Origin of the sequence: Arthrobacter sp. Leaf69 (genome assembly GCF_001422645.1) — a bacterium.
Lineage (GTDB): Bacteria > Actinomycetota > Actinomycetes > Actinomycetales > Micrococcaceae > Arthrobacter.
In genome coordinates, this window is the sequence record NZ_LMLR01000010.1 from 531,048 (window position 1) to 547,010 (window position 15,963).

Here is a 15,963-nt window from a genome sequence, read left to right on the forward strand (position 1 = left end):
GCACCGGCGCTGCTTTTTGTGGATGTCTCGGGTGCCGCGAACCCCCTGAAATCGTCAAGGAGCAGTCCATGAAGCATGACGTGACCATCGAGATCCCCAAGGGATCACGCGTCAAGTACGAAGTCGACCACGAGACGGGCCGCGTCCGCCTGGACCGCGTCCTGTTCACCTCCATGCAGTACCCCACGCACTACGGTTTCTTCGAAAACACCCTCGGTGAAGACGGCGATCCGCTGGACGCCCTGGTGCTGCTGCAGGACTTCGACCTGCACCCCGGCGTCATCGTTGAGTCCCGCCCCATCGGCGTGTTCAACATGACCGACGACGGCGGCGGCGACGCCAAGGTCCTCTGCGTGCCGGCCGACGCCCGTTTTGATCACATCAACGAGATCAGCGACGTCAGCGAGTTCCTCATCAGGGAAATCGAGCACTTCTTCACCCGGTACAAGGACCTGGAGCCCGGCAAGTGGGTCAAGGCCGAGGGCTGGGGTGACCGCGCCGCCGCCGAGGCCGAACTCGAAGCCTCCATCAAGCGCTACGTCCCGCACACGCACTAGCGTTTTTCAACTCCAACGCGGGGTCACCTACCGCTTATCCGGCCAACGGATACGGGCGGTAAGTGACCCCGTGTTGCCGTTAACCGTGCTGTTGCCGCTAAGCGACGACGGCGGCTGCCAGTCGCGGGTCAGGAATGTATGAAATCGTGGGCTCATGAACGTCGCCCCTGCTTTTAGCCCTCCCTGCGGTCCGGTCACCGGATGGCGTGACGGTGACGTGGTGCGCGCCACCGGAATCCCCTACGCCACGGCGGGGCGTTTCCAGCCGCCCGCGAGCGCCCCCGACCGGACCGAAGTCCTGGCGGCCACCTCCCTGTCCCCGGCCTGCCCGCAGGGACCGGTCCCGTTCCTGGACGACATCCTCGGCACCCGCTACGGGGAACTCCCCGGCAGCGAGGACTGCCAGCGGCTCTCGATCACCATGCCGGCCGGCCTCACCGCGAACGAGCGCGTCCCGGTCATGGTGTGGCTCCACGGCGGCTCCTACACCTCGGGCTCCGGCGACCTCGCCATCTTCGACCCCCGCGCACTCGTCGCGGAAAACCGGGTCATTGTGGTGTCCGTGACGTACCGCCTGGGCCTGTTCGGCTACCTCGCCACCGGCACCGGCCGGCCCGCGAACCTCGGCCTGCTGGACCAGCTTGAGGCGTTCCGCTGGGTCCAGCGCAATATCGGCGCCTTCGGCGGCGATCCGGGACGGGTCACGGCCTTCGGGCAGTCCGCCGGCGGCGACGCCGTCGCCCACCTCATGGCGACGCCGGAGGCCCCCGCCCTCTTCCAGCGCGCCATCATCCAAAGTGCACCGCTGGGCATTGCGCGGGGCCGGGAAAAGATGAGCACCGCCATGGGCATCGCCGCCGAAACCGTCACCGAAGACACCCCGGCGATGGACGTCGTCGAAATTGAAGGGCACGTGTCGCAGGTGGCCCGGAAGTTCGGGCTGATCGCGGCCATGCCGTTCGGCACCCAGTACGGGCACACTCCCTTGCCGCCGGAATCCGGTATTGACGACGCCTGGAATGCCACGGCCGCCGGGATCGAGGTCCTGATCGGCCACACCTCCGAGGAAGCCCGGCTGTTCCTGCCGCGCAACCGCGCGGTCAGCCTCCTGACCAGGGTCCCCGTGCTCGGGGCCGCCGCGGTCAAAGCCATCAACTGGGCCGTGACGGAGGCGGTCTACGGCCGGGCCGCCCGGAAGTTCGCCCGCCGCCATGCCCAAGCGGGCGGCACGGCCTACAGCTATGTGCTGAGCTGGGCGGCGCCGGGAAACGTCTACGGCGCCGCGCACACCGTGGACCTGCCGCTCCTGTTCGGAAACAAGCAAACCTGGGCGGGAGCCGGCCTGCTGGCGGGTGCCTCGTGGGAGGAAATCAACGCCCAGGGCCGGGCCCTCCGCGCCGTCTGGGCCCGCTTTGCCGCGGGAGACGGCCTGGACAGCCGCGGCGGTCTGCCCGGTACCCTGCGGTACCACTCGGTTTAGTCCGGTGACGGTCATGGTTCCGGTTGCCTTCTGGGGCGGGAAGCGGTGAGGACACTCGGCGTCGACCTTGCCGCGGCGACCCGGAAAACCGCGGCCGCCGTCATCGTCTGGGGCAGCGGCACCGCCCGTCTGGAGCACCTGGCCCTCGACGTCGGCGACGCGGAGATCGTGCGGCTCTTCGGTGCCAGCGACATGACCGGGATCGACTGCCCCGTGGGCTGGCCCGACGCCCTCCTGCCTTTCCTTGCCGGGCATCTGGCCTTTCAGCCGCACCCCGTGCTGGACTACGACGGAATCGAGGGCCGCCGGCTGCTGGCGTACCGGGACACCGACCGCTTCGTCACCGCCCGGACCGGGCTGATCCCGCTGAGCGTCTCCGCCGACCGGCTGGCCCATCCCGCGATGCGCTGCGCCGTCATCCAAGCCAAAATCGCAGTGGTTCACGGACCGCAGGCCAGGGACGGCGGCGGCCGGCTCGCGGAGGTGTATCCGGCGGCGACGCTGAAGTCCTGGGGTCTGCCGGCCCGCGGCTACAAGGGGCGCGGCGGCGCCGAGGCGCAGCGGCTGGCCGAGATCCTGGACGGCCTGACGGAGGCTGCGCCGTGGCTTGACCTGGCCGGACACCGGGAGCAGCTGGCCGGCTCCGATGACATGTTCGACGCGCTCATCGCCTCCCTCACTGCGCGGGCCGTGGCCATCGGCGCGACGCTCCGCCCGGATGCCGGGCATGCCCGGGCGGCCGTGACTGAGGGCTGGATCCACGTGCCCGCCGGCGGGCTGGACGAACTTACCGGCGGGCTGGACGGGCTCCCCGGAACCCGGCCGTAGCGGGGCGCCCTTGTAGCAGGGGCTACTCGACGCCGAGGGTCCAGCCGCTGATATCCTCCGAGTCCTCGCCGTGGTCCCGGGTGTGGTTGTGCGCCCGGATGCGGCTGTCCTGCAGCGCCTGGCGCAGCAGCGAATGCTTCTCCGCCAGGCCCGGCACCCGGTCGATTGCGTCGATGGCGAGCTGGAAGCGGTCGATCCCGTTGAGCATGGCCATGTCGAACGCGGTCGTGGTGGTGCCTTCTTCCTTGTAGCCGCGGACATGCAGCCCGTCCTGGTTCGTCCGCCGGTACGACAGCCGGTGGATCAGCGACGGATAGCCGTGGTAGGCGAAGATGATGGGCTTGTCCGCCGTAAAAATCCCGTCAAAGTCCCGTGACGTCAGGCCGTGCGGATGTTCGTTGGCATCCTGGAGCCGCATCAGGTCCACCACGTTGACCACCCGGATCTTCAGCCCCGGGGCACCGGCCTTCAGCAGTTCCGCCGCGGCGACCGTCTCCACCGTGGGCACGTCTCCGGCGCAGGCCAGCACGACGTCGGGCTCCTCGCCGGGGATTTCGGAGCCGGCAAACTCCCAGATCCCCAGGCCTCGCTGGCAGTGGTGCGCCGCCTCGGCGGGGCCCAGCCACGTCGGCGAGGGCTGCTTGCCGCTGACCACGATGTTGACGTAGTCCCGCGAGCCGAGGCAATGCTCCATCACCGAGAGCAGGGTGTTCGCGTCCGGGGGAAGGTAGACGCGGATGACCTCGGCCTTTTTGTTCACGGCATGGTCGATGAAGCCGGGATCCTGGTGCGAGAAACCGTTGTGGTCCTGCTGCCAGACGTGCGAGGACAGCAGGTAGTTGAGCGAGGCCACCGGCCGGCGCCACGCCAGTTCCCGGTGCACCTTGAGCCACTTGGCGTACTGGTTGAACATCGAGTCGACAATGTGGATGAAGGCCTCATAGCAGCTGAACACGCCGTGCCGCCCGGTCAGCAGGTAGCCCTCAAGCCAGCCCTGGCACAGGTGTTCGCTGAGGACCTCCATGACGCGTCCGGCCCGGGCAAGGTGTTCGTCGAGTTCATCGATCCGGTACTGCCACACCTTGTCCGTGACCTCGTAGACGTCCTGCAGCCGGTTGGATGCGGTCTCGTCCGGACCGAACAGACGGAACGTCTCCGGGTTCTGGCTGATCACATCGCGGAGCCAGGAGCCCAGCGTGATCATGGCACTGACCCGCTCCACTCCCGGCCGTGCCACCGCCACCGCGTGGTCCTCATACTCCGGCAGCTTGAGGTCCCGCAGCAGCACGCCGCCGTTCGCGTACGGGGTGGCGCTCATCCGTAAGGGGCCAGCGGGGGCGTTCGCCGCGACGTCCGGGCGGAGGCGCCCGGCGTCGTCGAAGAGTTCGTCGGGACGGTAGGACTCGAGCCACTCGCCCAGCTGCGCCAGATGCTCCGGGTTGGTGCGCACTTCGGACAGCGGCACCTGATGGCTCCGCCACGTTCCTTCCACCGGCAGTCCGTCGACCACCCGGGGGCCGGTCCAGCCCTTCGGCGAGCGCAGCACAATCACGGGCCAGCGGGCCGCGGGGGCGTCCCCGGCTGCCACGCCGGCGGGTGATTCGCCGCTGCCGGATGCGCTCCGGCGCGCCGCCTGGATGTCCCGGATCTCCGTGAGGCAGCGGTCCAGGACGGCGGCGAAGTCCCGGTGCGCAGCCGCGGTGTCGTCCGGGTGGCCCACCGTCACGAAGTGCGGCTCGTGCCCGTAGCCGCGGAGCAGCTGCTCCAGCTGGGCTTCGGGCATGCGGGCAAGGATGGTGGGATTGGCGATCTTGTAGCCGTTCAGGTGCAGGATGGGCAGCACCGCTCCGTCCGCCACGGGGTCCAGGAAGTTATGGGAGTGCCAGCTCGCGGCCAGCGGCCCGGTTTCGGCCTCGCCGTCGCCGATGACGACGGCGGTGATCAAGTCCGGGTTGTCGAAGACGGAGCCGTAGGCGTGCGCCAGGGAGTAGCCCAGCTCTCCGCCCTCGCTGATGGAGCCCGGGGTTTCCGGGGCGGCGTGGCTGGGAATGCCGCCCGGGTAGGAGAACTGCCGGAAGAGTTCGGCCATGCCGGGTTTGTCGTCGCCGACGTTGCTGTAGATCTCGGAGTAGGTGCCCTCCAGCCAGGCGTTCGCCACCACCGCGGGGCCGCCATGCCCCGGACCGGCGATAAACAGCATGCTCTGGTTGTCCCGGCGGATGACCCGGTTCAGGTGGGCGTAGACGAAGTTGAGCCCCGGGGTGGTGCCCCAGTGGCCCAGCAGCCTGGATTTCGTGTCCCCGGCGCTCAGGGGTTCGCGCAGCAGGGGGTTGGAGCGGAGGTAGATCTGCCCTACGGACAGGTAGTTCGCGGCCCGCCACCAGCGGTCCACCAGCGCCAGTTCGGCCTCGTCGCCACCCGTCCGCCAGGCAGTCTCCGGCACAGTTTCGGGAGCCCGCCCCGGGGTGCCGCTGACGACTGGATCGGCGTCGGTGGTCCGGTCACGGGTCTGGTCACGGGTCACGGGATTCCTCACTTCACGGGGGACTTGGGCGGCGCGCAACCTCCATCGCAACATGTCCCCGGGGCGGACACAAGCCTGCCCGCACGTGTCAAGGGGCGGAGCTTGCCAGCCCCTTGCCACCGGGTAGTGTGGTCCCAGAATGTTCACGCTGACCATCAATCAAACAGACAGCCGGCGCGACGGCGACTGCGTGCCGCAGCTCCTCAAGGACCTGCGGCACATTCCCGCGCGCCTCGACTTCGACCGTTCGGTGGAAGACGAGGTCCAGGGCATTGTGGACGTCCCGCACCAGGCCGTCGAAGCGGCGATGATCGCGCTGCGGACCGGCAGCTGGTACGTCGGGATCGGCGTCGGGCCGGTCAACGAGCCGCTCCCGAACCAGATTAAAGACGCCTCAGGCCACGGGCTGATTTATGCCCGCCGGGCCGTGGACCGGCTGCGCAACGGCAAGGACCGGATTCCGGTGGCCGTCGAGGGACCACTGGCCGAGCTCGCGGCAGAGGCCGAGGCCGTGCTGCGGCTGCTGGGGCACATCGTGCACGACCGCAGCCCCGCCGAATGGCGCGTCCTGGACCTGCTGACGCCAGGCGTCCGCGGGCAGCAGAAAGCGGTGGCCGAGGAACTCGGGATCACCACCCAGGCGGTCAGCAAGGCCGTGGCGCGGGCCCAGTGGAATGAGGAACACGCGGCGCGTCCCGCCGCAGCCAGGCTCCTGGGCCTCATCCTCGAGGTGCACTGACACCTCCGTCCGGCCGCGTCGCTAGAGCAGCAGGCTGCGCAACACGTGGGCGGCGCCGTCGTCGAACACGGAGTGGGTGACCTCGTTCGCGGCGGCGATGACTTCCTCGGGCGCCTGGCCCATGGCCACACCGCGGGCTGCCCAGGTGAGCATCTCGATGTCATTGCGGCCGTCACCGACGGCGACGGTGCGGTGCGCCTCGACCTCCAGCCGGCCACGGAGATGCTCCAGCGCGCTGGCCTTCGTCACGCCTGCGGCGGCGATGTCCAGCCACGCCGTCCAGCCCACCGAGTACGTCACGCCGGCCAGGCCGATGTGCCGGATGGCCGTGTTGAACTCCTCGGGCGTGTTCTCGGCGCTGAAGACAACCACGCGGACCGCGGTGGCTTCCAGCATGGTCTGGAAGTCGACGCCGATGGCCTCCACGCCGAAGCTCATGTCCTGGAAGCGCTCGGTGGAGAGGAACGCGCCGTCCTCGTCCTCGAGGGCGTACTTGGCCGTGGGCAGCCGCTTGCGCAGTGCCCGCAGCACGGGGCCGGGGTCGAAGGTGGCCTTGTGCACGACCTCGTACCCGGCAGAAAGGCTGGAATCCAGCCGCAGCGTGACACCGCCGTTGGAGCACACGGCATAGCCGTTTTCGATGCCGATGTGCTCGATGATGGGCAGCGTCGCGTTGAGTGACCGGCCGGTCGCGATGGTGACGTGGTGGCCTGCGGCCACGACGTCCTGGGCGGCTTCGCGCACGGGCACGGACATGTGGCCGTCGTGGTCCACGAGGGTGCCGTCGACGTCGAGCGCGACCATCAGCTTGTGGGCTGCTGCGTTGTTGTTGTTCTCGTTGATGCGGTTGTTATTTCGCCGGTCATCGTTGCCGGCGACTGAGGTTTCAGTCAATGTTGTCATCTCACAAGTAGAGCAGACACCCCCGACGGCCGCTAGGACGCGCGCCACAGCGCGCGGTGAACCCGGGATGAACAGCTGTTGACGCCAATGACCCCGCGGCAGTCCGCCGGGTCATGGGCCGGAAACGGCGGCTCAGATGACGGGGAAGACCGTCATGCCGCCGAGGTACTTCTGCAGGGCCTGCGGGATGTTGACGGAACCGTCCGGGTTCTGGTGGTGCTCCAGGATGGCGACGATCCAGCGCGTGGTGGCCAGGGTGCCGTTCAGCGTGGCGACGGCCCGGGTGCCCTTGGGCGCCCCGTCCTCGGTCAGCACGCGTTCGCGGATGTTGAGCCGGCGGGCCTGGAAGGTGGTGCAGTTCGAGGTGGAGGTCAGCTCGCGGTAGGCGCCCTGCGTCGGAACCCAGGCCTCGCAGTCGAACTTGCGGGCGGCGGAGTTGCCGAGGTCCCCGGCCGCGGTGTCAATGACCCGGTACGGCAGTTCGCACTTGGCCAGCATCTCCTCTTCCCAGGCCAGCAGCCGGGCGTGCTCGGCCGCGGCCTCCTCGACCGTGGTGTAGATGAACATCTCCACCTTGTTGAACTGGTGGACCCGGATGATGCCGCGGGTGTCCTTGCCGTGCGACCCGGCCTCGCGGCGGTAGCACGAGCTCTGCCCGGCGTAGCGGACCGGGCCGGCGGAGAGGTCCAGGATCTCGTCCGCGTGGTAGCCGGCGAGTGCCACTTCGGAGGTGCCCACGAGGTAGAGGTCGTCTTCGGCGAGGCGGTAGATCTCGGCGTCGTGCTTGACGTCGAAGCCGGTGCCCTGCATGGTCTCCGGGCGCACCAGGGTGGGGGTGATCATCGGAACGAAACCGGCGTCGATCGCCTGCTCCATTGCCATCTGGAGCAGCGCCATTTCCAGCCGGGCTCCCGCACCGCGCAGGAAGTAGAACCGCGAACCGGACACCTTGGCGCCGCGCTCCATGTCGATGGCGCCGATCAGCTCACCGATCTCCAGGTGGTCCTTGGGCTTGAAGTCGGTGAACTCGCGGGGCGTGCCGACGGTCTTGACCACGATGTAGTCGTCCTCGCCGCCTGCGGGGACGCCGTCCTCGATGAGGTTGGGGATGGCGCGCAGCAGTTCGTCGTGGTCGGCCTGGGCGGCGTCGGCCTCGGCGGACGCGGCCTTGACCTGGCCGGCGAGGACCTTGACCTCCGCCAGCAGGGCCTGCTTCTCCTCGCCCTTGGCCTGCGCCACCTTCTTGCCGAAGGCATTCTGCTCGGCCCTGAGGTTTTCAAAGCGGATCAGGGCGGCGCGCCGGGCCGAGTCCGCGGCGATGATCGCGTCCACCACGGATTCGTCGGCGCCGCGGGCGCGCTGGCTGGCCCGGAACTTGTCCGGATTGTCGCTGAGGTCTTTTACGTCGATCACGTGACAAGACTATCCAATCCGGGCACCATTACCGGGCAATCGCCGGGCAATCAGGCCACCGGCCACGGGCGGGATAGTGTTGGAGCACAATGCGCGACTGGCTGCTGTACCTCATCATCGCTGGAGTCCTGGTGTTCGCCGTCTCCAGCTGGTGGGGGGTGCGCAGGCTCAAAGCCAGGCACGCGCGCAGCGCCGTGTGGGAGGAAACGCACAGTCCGGGGCTGGGCCAGCAAAAGGTGGCCGTGGTGATGAACCCGATCAAGTCCCGGTCCGATGAGGCCCGCACCCTGATTGAAACTGCGTGCGCCACCGCCGGCTGGGTGCCGCCGCGGTTCTTCGACACCACAGCCGAGGACCCCGGGGCCTCGCAGGCGCGCGCCGCGCTGGACTACGGCGCCGATGTCATTCTCGTGGGCGGCGGCGACGGCACTGTCCGGGTGGTGGCGGACGTCCTCGCCGGCACGGACACCGCCATGGCCCTGATCCCCCTCGGCACCGGCAACCTGTTGGCCCGCAATATCCACCTCGACCTAGGCGACCTGCAAGGCAGTGTCCAGACCGCCCTGTTCGGGCACCAGCGCTTCATCGATACGGCGCGGATGAAGGTTGAGAACTCCCGCACCGGCGAGGCCGCGGAACACACGTTCCTAGTCATCGCCGGCATTGGCATGGACGCCGAGGTGGTGGGAGACACCAACGACGGGCTGAAGAAGGCCGTGGGCTGGCTGGCCTACACCGAGGCGGGCGTACGGCACCTCCCCGGCCGCCGCAAGAAGGTGTCCATCTCGCTGGACGACCAGCCGGAACAGAGCCGGAAGATCCGCAGCGTGCTGTTCGCCAACTGCGGCCTGATCCCCGGCGGCATCGACTTCATCCCCCAGGCCATGATCGACGACGGAATGCTCGACGTCGTGGTGATGAGCCCGCGCAGCGCCATCGGCTGGCTGGCGATGTACTGGAAGATCGTGCTGAAGCACAAAAGAAACCTGCCGGTGATGACGTATTACCGCTCCGGCAAGATCACCATCCGCTGCGCGGAGCCGATGCCCACACAGGTTGACGGTGATCCGTCCGGTGAGGCCACGAAGGTCACCGTGCAGGTTGCCCCCGGCTCGCTGCTCGTCCGGGTCAAGGACGGCACCGAGGGAGATTAGGCGCCGGCGTCCTTCGCGGCGGCGTCCGCGTCGCCCGCGTCCGCGGCTGCGGTCTTCTTCGCTTCCGCGGCCGCCTTCGCGGCGCGCGCCTCGGACTGTTCGCGGATCATGGCCTGCTCCTCCTCGAAGCGCAGCCGGTCTGCACGGTCGGCGTCGTCGCCGTCCCAGTCCTGGTTGTCAGCGGTCGGCTTGGGATTCACGATCATTCCCTGGCCGTCATTTTCAAGGCTGGTTCCTGCCATGACCTGCTCCCTCGGTAGAGGACTTCCCCAATATGGATCAGGCAAGCATACGCACAGTTTCATAGGGGCGGAAGTGCCTGATGTGGCATTTGTCTACGCTGTGGGCGAAGCCCCGGACGTATATTCCGGCACCACGGATGCACCGGACAGTATGTCTTTCACCCAGGCATGCGCGGCCCGGAACGCCTGGTCCGAAGTGTGCGGCTCCACGACCGTCCGGTGCCCGTCGGCGCGGCCGTACGAACCCAGGAAACGGGTGGCGGGGCTGATCCGGTGCAGTCCGGCCAGGGCGTCCGCCACGCGGGCGTCGGCCACGTGGCCGTCGGCGTCGATGCTGAAGAAGTAGTGGCCCAGATACTGGCCGGTGGGGCGCGACTCGATCCGGCTGAGGTTCACGCCGCGGGTGGCGAACTGGTCAAGGATTTCCATGAGGGCCCCGGGACGGTCTTCCGGCAGGGGCACCACCACGGTTGTCTTGTCCGCACCGGTGGGCTCCGGCAGCTCGCCGGGCCGTCCGACCAGCACAAAACGCGTGACAGCTCCGGGGTTGTCGCCGATGTTCTCCGCAAGCACGGTGAGGCCCGGCTGCTCGGTCGCCACAATCGGGGCGCAGATGGCAGCGTCGTAGTGAATATCGCCCTCTAGGAGCCCGATCGCCGCCGCGGCCGTGGAGGATCCCGGAATGTATTCCGCGTCCGGAATGTTTTTCTCAGCCCAGAGCCGGCACTGTGCCCAGGCGTGGCCATGGGTGGAGATCCGGCGGATGTCTTCGATCCGTGTCCCGGGCCGTGCCACCAGCACGAAGCTGATCGGGACGAGGGCTTCGCGGAGGATCCGCAGTTCCTGACCGGTGGCGATGGCATCCAGGGTGGCGGTGACGCCGCCCTCCACGGAGTTCTCGATCGGCACCATCGCCGCGTCCGCCGAGCCGTCGCGGACCTTGTCCAGCGCCGTGTTGACGTTCGACGACGGTACGCGGACCGCGTCCGCCGCACCGGGAACCTGCATCAGGGCAGCCTCGGTGAAGGTGCCCGCGGGTCCGAGAAAGGTGTACGTGACGGGTGAGGCGGGCATCGGCGCTTCTTTCTTCACTTACAGGATGACGGGCTTGAGTCCGTTGTCGGACACCAGCGGCATTCCGGCTTCCAACCACTGGTCCATGCCGCCGGCCACGTTCAGCGCGGAGTACCCCTGGCCGGAAAGCCACTGGGCGGCACGGAAGGAACGGCCTCCGGTGCGGCAGATGACATAGAGGTCCTCGTCGGGATCCAGATCGTCAAGCCGGGCCGGGAGCTGGTCGAGGGGGATGTGCAGTGCGCCGGCGGCGTGGCCCGCCACCCATTCGTAGTCTTCGCGGACGTCGAGAATCCTGGCCCCGTCGGGGATATCGGACACGGTCACAGTGTCAAAGTCGCTCATGGTCGTCCCTCCGCAGAATGCATGGTCTTCCCCCCAGCGTATCGCCAGCCACCCGTTCCGCGGCGTCACCCGGCTGCAGGTTACGCTTCTTGGATGGCGCAAAGGAGACCCGCAGCAACGGACCGGCCCTCAACTCCCCGCACCTCCTCCCGCGGGACATGCCCTCCCCCGGCCGCGACGACCGGGCACAATGCCACCATGCCCACCCGCTCGCACCAACACTGGACATGTCCCACGAAGCGCCGCGCTATCGCCCGCGGGACATGCCCTCCCCCCGCCGCGACGACCGGGCACAATGCCACCATGCCCACCCGCTCGCACCAAGACTGGATATGTCCCACGGCGGGCCGCGCCAGGAACCCGTCGGAGCCGCGTTTCCGTGGCTGAAATCCATGAGCTCTCCGCCGTCGAGCTGCGCGACGCCCTGCGCTCCGGCGAGTTGTCCTCGCGGCAGTCCACAGGGCATTTCCTGGAACGGATCGCCGCCGAAAACAAGCACCTTGGCGCCTTCATCACCGTCACCGCGGAGCAGGCCCTGCTGGACGCGGCCGCAGCGGACGAATCCCACGCCCGGGCCGCGCGGGACGGAACCGGGCTGGCACTCCTGCACGGGATGCCGGTGGCGTTCAAGGACCTGACGGACGTTGCAGGCGTCGTGACCACCCACGGCAGCGCCGCACTGGACTACAAACCCGCCCTGGCCGACGGCGCCCTTGTCGCCGCACTCAAAGGTGCGGGGGTGGTCTCGCTGGGCAAGACCCAGGTGCCGGAATTCGGGCTGACGGCGTATAGCGAGAACCTGATCGCGCCGCCGTCGCGGAATCCGTTCGCCCTCAGCCGCAGCTCGGGAGGGTCCTCCGGCGGCAGCGCCGCGGCGGTCGCTGCCGGGCTGGTTCCCTTCGCCCCCGGGTCCGACGGCGGCGGTTCTGTCCGCATCCCGGCCGCCGCGTGCGGGCTGGTGGGCCTGAAACCCGGCCGCGGCCTGGTGCCGGCGGGGGAAAGCTCCGGGGACCCCGCCGGACTGGTGGCGTCCGGGCCGCTGGCCCGCTCCGCGGCGGACGCCGCACTGTTGCTCGATGCCCTGGTGCCCGGCGCCGGAACCGGCGAGTCCGCGGCACCCGCACCCGGCTACCATGAACTCGCCGCCCAGGACCCGCCCGGCGTCCGGATCGGAGTGAGCCTGGAGAGCCCGTGGCAGACGGTTTTCCCGTTCACGCCGGACGCCGAGGCGCTCCACGCCCTCGCCGAAGGCATCCGGCGGCTTGAAGCGGCCGGGCACGAAACCGCGGAAGCCTCCATCCGCTACGACAACCGTTACCCGGCCGCGTTCACCACTGCCTGGACCGCCGGCGTGGGGGGCGCCCGGATCGCCCCCCAGCGCGAGGCGCTCCTGACCCCGCTGACCCGGACGTTCCGGCGCCGCGCGCAGCAGCGCGGGCCGGCGAAGCTCGCCGAATCCCTCGCTTTCCTGCGCCAGTTCCAGCGGGACACCATCGCCCAGTACGCTGCCTGGGACCTGATGCTGATGCCGTCTCTGGCCCAGACCCCGCGCCCGGTCGGCTGGTTCACCGGGGCGGCCCACGGCGACGGCTACTGGCCGGCGTCCGAATGGGCAGGGGACGCCGACGGCGACTACCGCAAGCAGTGCGAGTACGCGCCCTGGTCATCCATGGTGAACGTGTGCGGGCTGCCAGCGATCAGCATTCCGGTGCACTGGACCGGCGGGGCGACGGGTGCCGGACTGCCGATGGGCGTCCAGCTGGTCGGGCCAATGGGTTCCGAGGCGCTGCTGCTGCAGGTGGCCGCGCAGCTGGGGTTCTAGCCTCGCGACCCGCCGGGGTGGGTGATTTCACGGGCGGGCGACGATACGGTTTAGCTGGGCAGCGCCACAACACGCCCCGCCTGGAAACCACATGAGAGGGATCGATGAAGATCACCGGTGCAGTACTTGAGGAAATCGGCCGTCCCCGCCCGTTCGCAGATTCCCGGCCTATCACCGTCTCCGAGCTGGACCTGGAGGGCCCCGGACCCACCGAAATCCTGGTCAGGATCGAGGCCGCAGGCATCTGCCATTCGGACCTGAGCGTTGTGGACGGCAACCGCGTGCGGCCGGTGCCGATGCTGCTGGGGCACGAGGCTGCGGGGCGCGTCGTCGAGGTCGGCGCGGACGTGACGGACCTCGCGCCGGGCCAGCGCGTGGTGATGTCCTTCCTCCCCCGCTGCGAACAGTGCGAGAACTGCGCCGAAGACGGCCGCCTGCCCTGCACCACGGGGTCGAAGAGCAACGGCGACGGAACCCTCCTGCACGGATCGATGCACCTGGACCGCGGCGGCGAGAAGGTCTTCCACCACCTGGGCGTCTCCGGCTTCGCCACCCACGCCGTGGTGGACCGCGCCTCGGCCGTGCGGGTGGACGACGACATCCCGGCGGACGTCGCCGCCGTCCTGGGCTGCGCCGTGCTGACCGGCGGCGGTGCCGTGCTGAACGCGGCCCGGCCCCGGCCGCAGGACAGCATCATGATCGTGGGACTGGGCGGCGTTGGCATGGCCGCGCTGATCACGGCAATCTCCCAGGGTGTTTCACGCATCGTCGCCGTGGACACCCTGGAGGAAAAACTCGAACACGCCCGCCGCCTGGGCGCCCACGAGACCTACACCCCGCAGCAGGTCCTGGCGGAGGGCGTCAAGGCGAAGTACGTGATCGAATGCGCCGGGAACCCGCGGGCCTTCGAAACTGCCTTCGCCGCGACCGCGGTGGGCGGGACCACGATCACCGCAGGCCTGCCGCACCCGGACGCCCGCGCCCAGATCTCGCCGCTGACCGTCACGGCCGAGGCCCGGACAATAATCGGCAGCTACCTCGGCTCCGCCGTTCCCGCTCGGGACATTCCCAAATACGCCCAGCTCTGGCGGGAAGGGAAGCTGCCGGTCGAAGAGCTCATCTCGGCGCGCATCGCCCTGGCGGACATCAACCAGGCGATGGACCAGCTGGCCGACGGGAAAGCGGTCCGCCAGGTCATCATGTTCGACGCCGAGTAGCCCCCGCCGGCCCGCGCCACACATCCCCGCCACACACCCCCGCGCCGCCCGCCCGTTGCGCTGTCACTCCTTGTTGTTATTCCGGGGGCAAAGCAACATCCAGTGATAGCGCAACGGGAGAAACACCGGGCGAATGACTTGCCCCGGGGCGCCGCGAATGTGACAATCCCGCGTCACACTGTCAGCATTAAGTAAATGAGCACTACTCATTTATCCCGTCCCCCCGCTACAACGCCGGGCGACACATCCTTTTTCGGCCACCCAAAGATGCTGGCCAGCCTCTTCTCCGTAGAGATGTGGGAGCGCTTCTCCTTCTACGGAATGCAGGGCATCCTGCTCTACTACATGTACTTCACGGCCGCCGAGGGCGGCCTGGGAATTGAGCAGGGCCTCGCCGCCGGCCTCGTCGGCGCCTACGGCGGCGGCGTCTACCTGTCCACCATCCTGGGTGCCTGGCTCGCGGACCGGCTGTTCGGTTCCGAAAAGGTGCTGTTCGGCTCCGCCATCCTGATCATGGCCGGCCACATCGGCCTCGCCGTCGTGCCGGGCATTCCCGGCCTGATCGCCGGCCTGGTGCTGGTCGGCGTCGGATCCGGCGGCCTGAAGGCCAACGCCACCGCCCTGGTGGGAAGCCTCTATCGGGAGAAGGACGAACGCCGCGACGCCGGATTCTCCATCTTCTACATGGGCATCAACGCCGGCGCGCTGATCGGCCCGCTGGTCACCGGCTGGCTGCAGGAAAGCCAGGGGTTCCATTGGGGCTTCGGCGCCGCCGCCGTCGGTATGGGCGTCGGACTGGTCATCTACGCGCTGGGCCGCAAGAACCTGCCCGAGTCGGCGAACCGGGTGCACAACCCGCTTGCCGCCGACGAGCGCACCAAGTATGGCCTGCGCTTCGGCGCCATTGCCGCCGTGATCGCGGTACTTTTGGCCACGGGCATCGTAAATGCGGAGAACCTGGCAATGTCCATGGCCTACGCGGCCATCGGCGCGTCCGTGCTCTACTTCGCCCTGATCTTCAGCAGCAAGAAGGTCAACGGGACCGAACGCCGGCGTGTGGGGGCGTTCATCCCGCTGTACATCGCCTCCGCCGCATTCTGGGCACTGTTCCAGCAGCAGTTCACCTTCATCGCCGTGTACTCCGAGGAGAAACTGGACCGCAACCTGTTCGGCTGGGAAATGCCGGCCGCCTGGGTCCAGTCCATCAACCCGGTGTTCATCATCATCTTCGCCGGCGTCATGGCTGCCCTCTGGACCCGGCTGGGCCGCAAGCAGCCCGGCTCGGCCCTGAAGTTCTCGATCGGCCTCTTTGTGATGGGCCTGGCGTTCCTGGCGTTCATCCCATTGGCCGGGGACGGCAAGACCCCGCTGCTGGCACTCGTGGGAATCCTGTTCCTGTTCACGCTCGCGGAACTGTTCCTGTCCCCAATCGGCCTGTCCGTGACCACCAAGCTGGCGCCGGAGGCCTTCCGCACCCAGATGGTGGCACTGTTCTTCCTCTCGGTGTCCCTGGGCACCACGCTGGCCGGCATCCTATCCGGGCTGTACAACCCAGAGGACGAACTGCCGTACTTCATCGGCATCGGCGGCACCGCGATGCTGCTGGCCGTCGGCCTGGCCGCGGCCTCGCCGGCGATCAAGAAGCTCATGGGCGGCGTACGCTGA

The 15,963-nt window shown here is 68.6% G+C and carries 14 protein-coding genes; 8 read left to right on the plus strand and 6 right to left on the minus strand.

Annotation, left to right across the window (positions count from 1 at the left end):
- Positions 1-68 precede the first annotated feature (68 nt).
- From ASE96_RS07750 to ASE96_RS07760, 3 genes are all read left to right on the plus strand, one after another.
- Positions 69-557 (plus strand): inorganic diphosphatase, encoded by a 489-nt coding sequence (locus tag ASE96_RS07750; RefSeq protein WP_056428296.1) that lies wholly within the window; start codon positions 69-71, stop codon positions 555-557.
- A 154-nt stretch (positions 558-711) separates the two neighbouring features.
- Positions 712-2,037: a carboxylesterase family protein gene (locus ASE96_RS07755; protein WP_056428299.1), complete on the plus strand. Its 1,326-nt coding sequence runs from the start codon at positions 712-714 to the stop codon at positions 2,035-2,037.
- A gap of 45 nt (positions 2,038-2,082) precedes the next feature.
- Complete coding sequence (locus ASE96_RS07760) at positions 2,083-2,865, plus strand: DUF429 domain-containing protein (protein WP_056428303.1); 783 nt, start codon at positions 2,083-2,085, stop codon at positions 2,863-2,865.
- Positions 2,866-2,887: 22 nt separating this feature from the next.
- Here the strand turns inward: ASE96_RS07760 and ASE96_RS07765 are convergent, their stop codons facing one another.
- A complete protein-coding gene (locus ASE96_RS07765) occupies positions 2,888-5,308 on the minus strand; it encodes a phosphoketolase family protein (RefSeq protein WP_056429266.1) in 2,421 nt (806 codons plus the stop codon).
- 220 nt (positions 5,309-5,528) lie between these two features.
- Here ASE96_RS07765 and ASE96_RS07770 point away from each other — a divergent pair, with 220 nt between their 5' ends.
- On the plus strand, positions 5,529-6,128 hold the full coding sequence (locus tag ASE96_RS07770) for a MarR family transcriptional regulator (RefSeq protein ID WP_056428306.1): 600 nt from the start codon (positions 5,529-5,531) through the stop codon (positions 6,126-6,128).
- A gap of 21 nt (positions 6,129-6,149) precedes the next feature.
- On the opposite strand, the gene ASE96_RS07775 is transcribed toward ASE96_RS07770, so the two are convergent.
- Both ASE96_RS07775 and serS read right to left on the minus strand, forming a co-directional pair.
- Complete coding sequence (locus ASE96_RS07775) at positions 6,150-7,031, minus strand: HAD family hydrolase (protein ID WP_056428310.1); 882 nt, start codon at positions 7,029-7,031, stop codon at positions 6,150-6,152.
- A gap of 132 nt (positions 7,032-7,163) precedes the next feature.
- On the minus strand, positions 7,164-8,444 hold the full coding sequence (gene serS / locus ASE96_RS07780) for a serine--tRNA ligase (RefSeq protein WP_056428313.1): 1,281 nt from the start codon (positions 8,442-8,444) through the stop codon (positions 7,164-7,166).
- Between the two features lie 89 nt (positions 8,445-8,533).
- On the opposite strand from serS, the gene ASE96_RS07785 reads away from it, so the two are divergent.
- Complete coding sequence (locus tag ASE96_RS07785; protein WP_056428317.1) at positions 8,534-9,598, plus strand: diacylglycerol/lipid kinase family protein; 1,065 nt, start codon at positions 8,534-8,536, stop codon at positions 9,596-9,598.
- On the opposite strand, the gene ASE96_RS07790 is transcribed toward ASE96_RS07785, so the two are convergent.
- From ASE96_RS07790 to ASE96_RS07800, 3 genes are all read right to left on the minus strand, one after another.
- Positions 9,595-9,840 carry a hypothetical protein gene (locus tag ASE96_RS07790; RefSeq protein ID WP_056428319.1) on the minus strand — a complete coding sequence of 82 codons (246 nt, stop codon included), beginning with the start codon at positions 9,838-9,840 and terminating at the stop codon, positions 9,595-9,597. The genes ASE96_RS07785 and ASE96_RS07790 overlap by 4 nt on opposite strands.
- Before the next feature lie 93 nt (positions 9,841-9,933).
- Positions 9,934-10,914 (minus strand): prephenate dehydratase, encoded by a 981-nt coding sequence (gene pheA / locus ASE96_RS07795; protein ID WP_056428321.1) that lies wholly within the window; start codon positions 10,912-10,914, stop codon positions 9,934-9,936.
- Between the two features lie 18 nt (positions 10,915-10,932).
- On the minus strand, positions 10,933-11,259 hold the full coding sequence (locus ASE96_RS07800) for a rhodanese-like domain-containing protein (protein WP_056428324.1): 327 nt from the start codon (positions 11,257-11,259) through the stop codon (positions 10,933-10,935).
- 379 nt (positions 11,260-11,638) lie between these two features.
- On the opposite strand from ASE96_RS07800, the gene ASE96_RS07805 reads away from it, so the two are divergent.
- The 3 genes from ASE96_RS07805 (at position 11,639) to ASE96_RS07815 (ending at position 15,963) form a co-directional block, all read left to right on the plus strand.
- On the plus strand, positions 11,639-13,081 hold the full coding sequence (locus ASE96_RS07805; protein ID WP_056428327.1) for an amidase: 1,443 nt from the start codon (positions 11,639-11,641) through the stop codon (positions 13,079-13,081).
- Between the two features lie 104 nt (positions 13,082-13,185).
- On the plus strand, positions 13,186-14,298 hold the full coding sequence (locus ASE96_RS07810; RefSeq protein WP_056428330.1) for an alcohol dehydrogenase catalytic domain-containing protein: 1,113 nt from the start codon (positions 13,186-13,188) through the stop codon (positions 14,296-14,298).
- Between the two features lie 195 nt (positions 14,299-14,493).
- Positions 14,494-15,963 carry a peptide MFS transporter gene (locus ASE96_RS07815; protein ID WP_056428333.1) on the plus strand — a complete coding sequence of 490 codons (1,470 nt, stop codon included), beginning with the start codon at positions 14,494-14,496 and terminating at the stop codon, positions 15,961-15,963.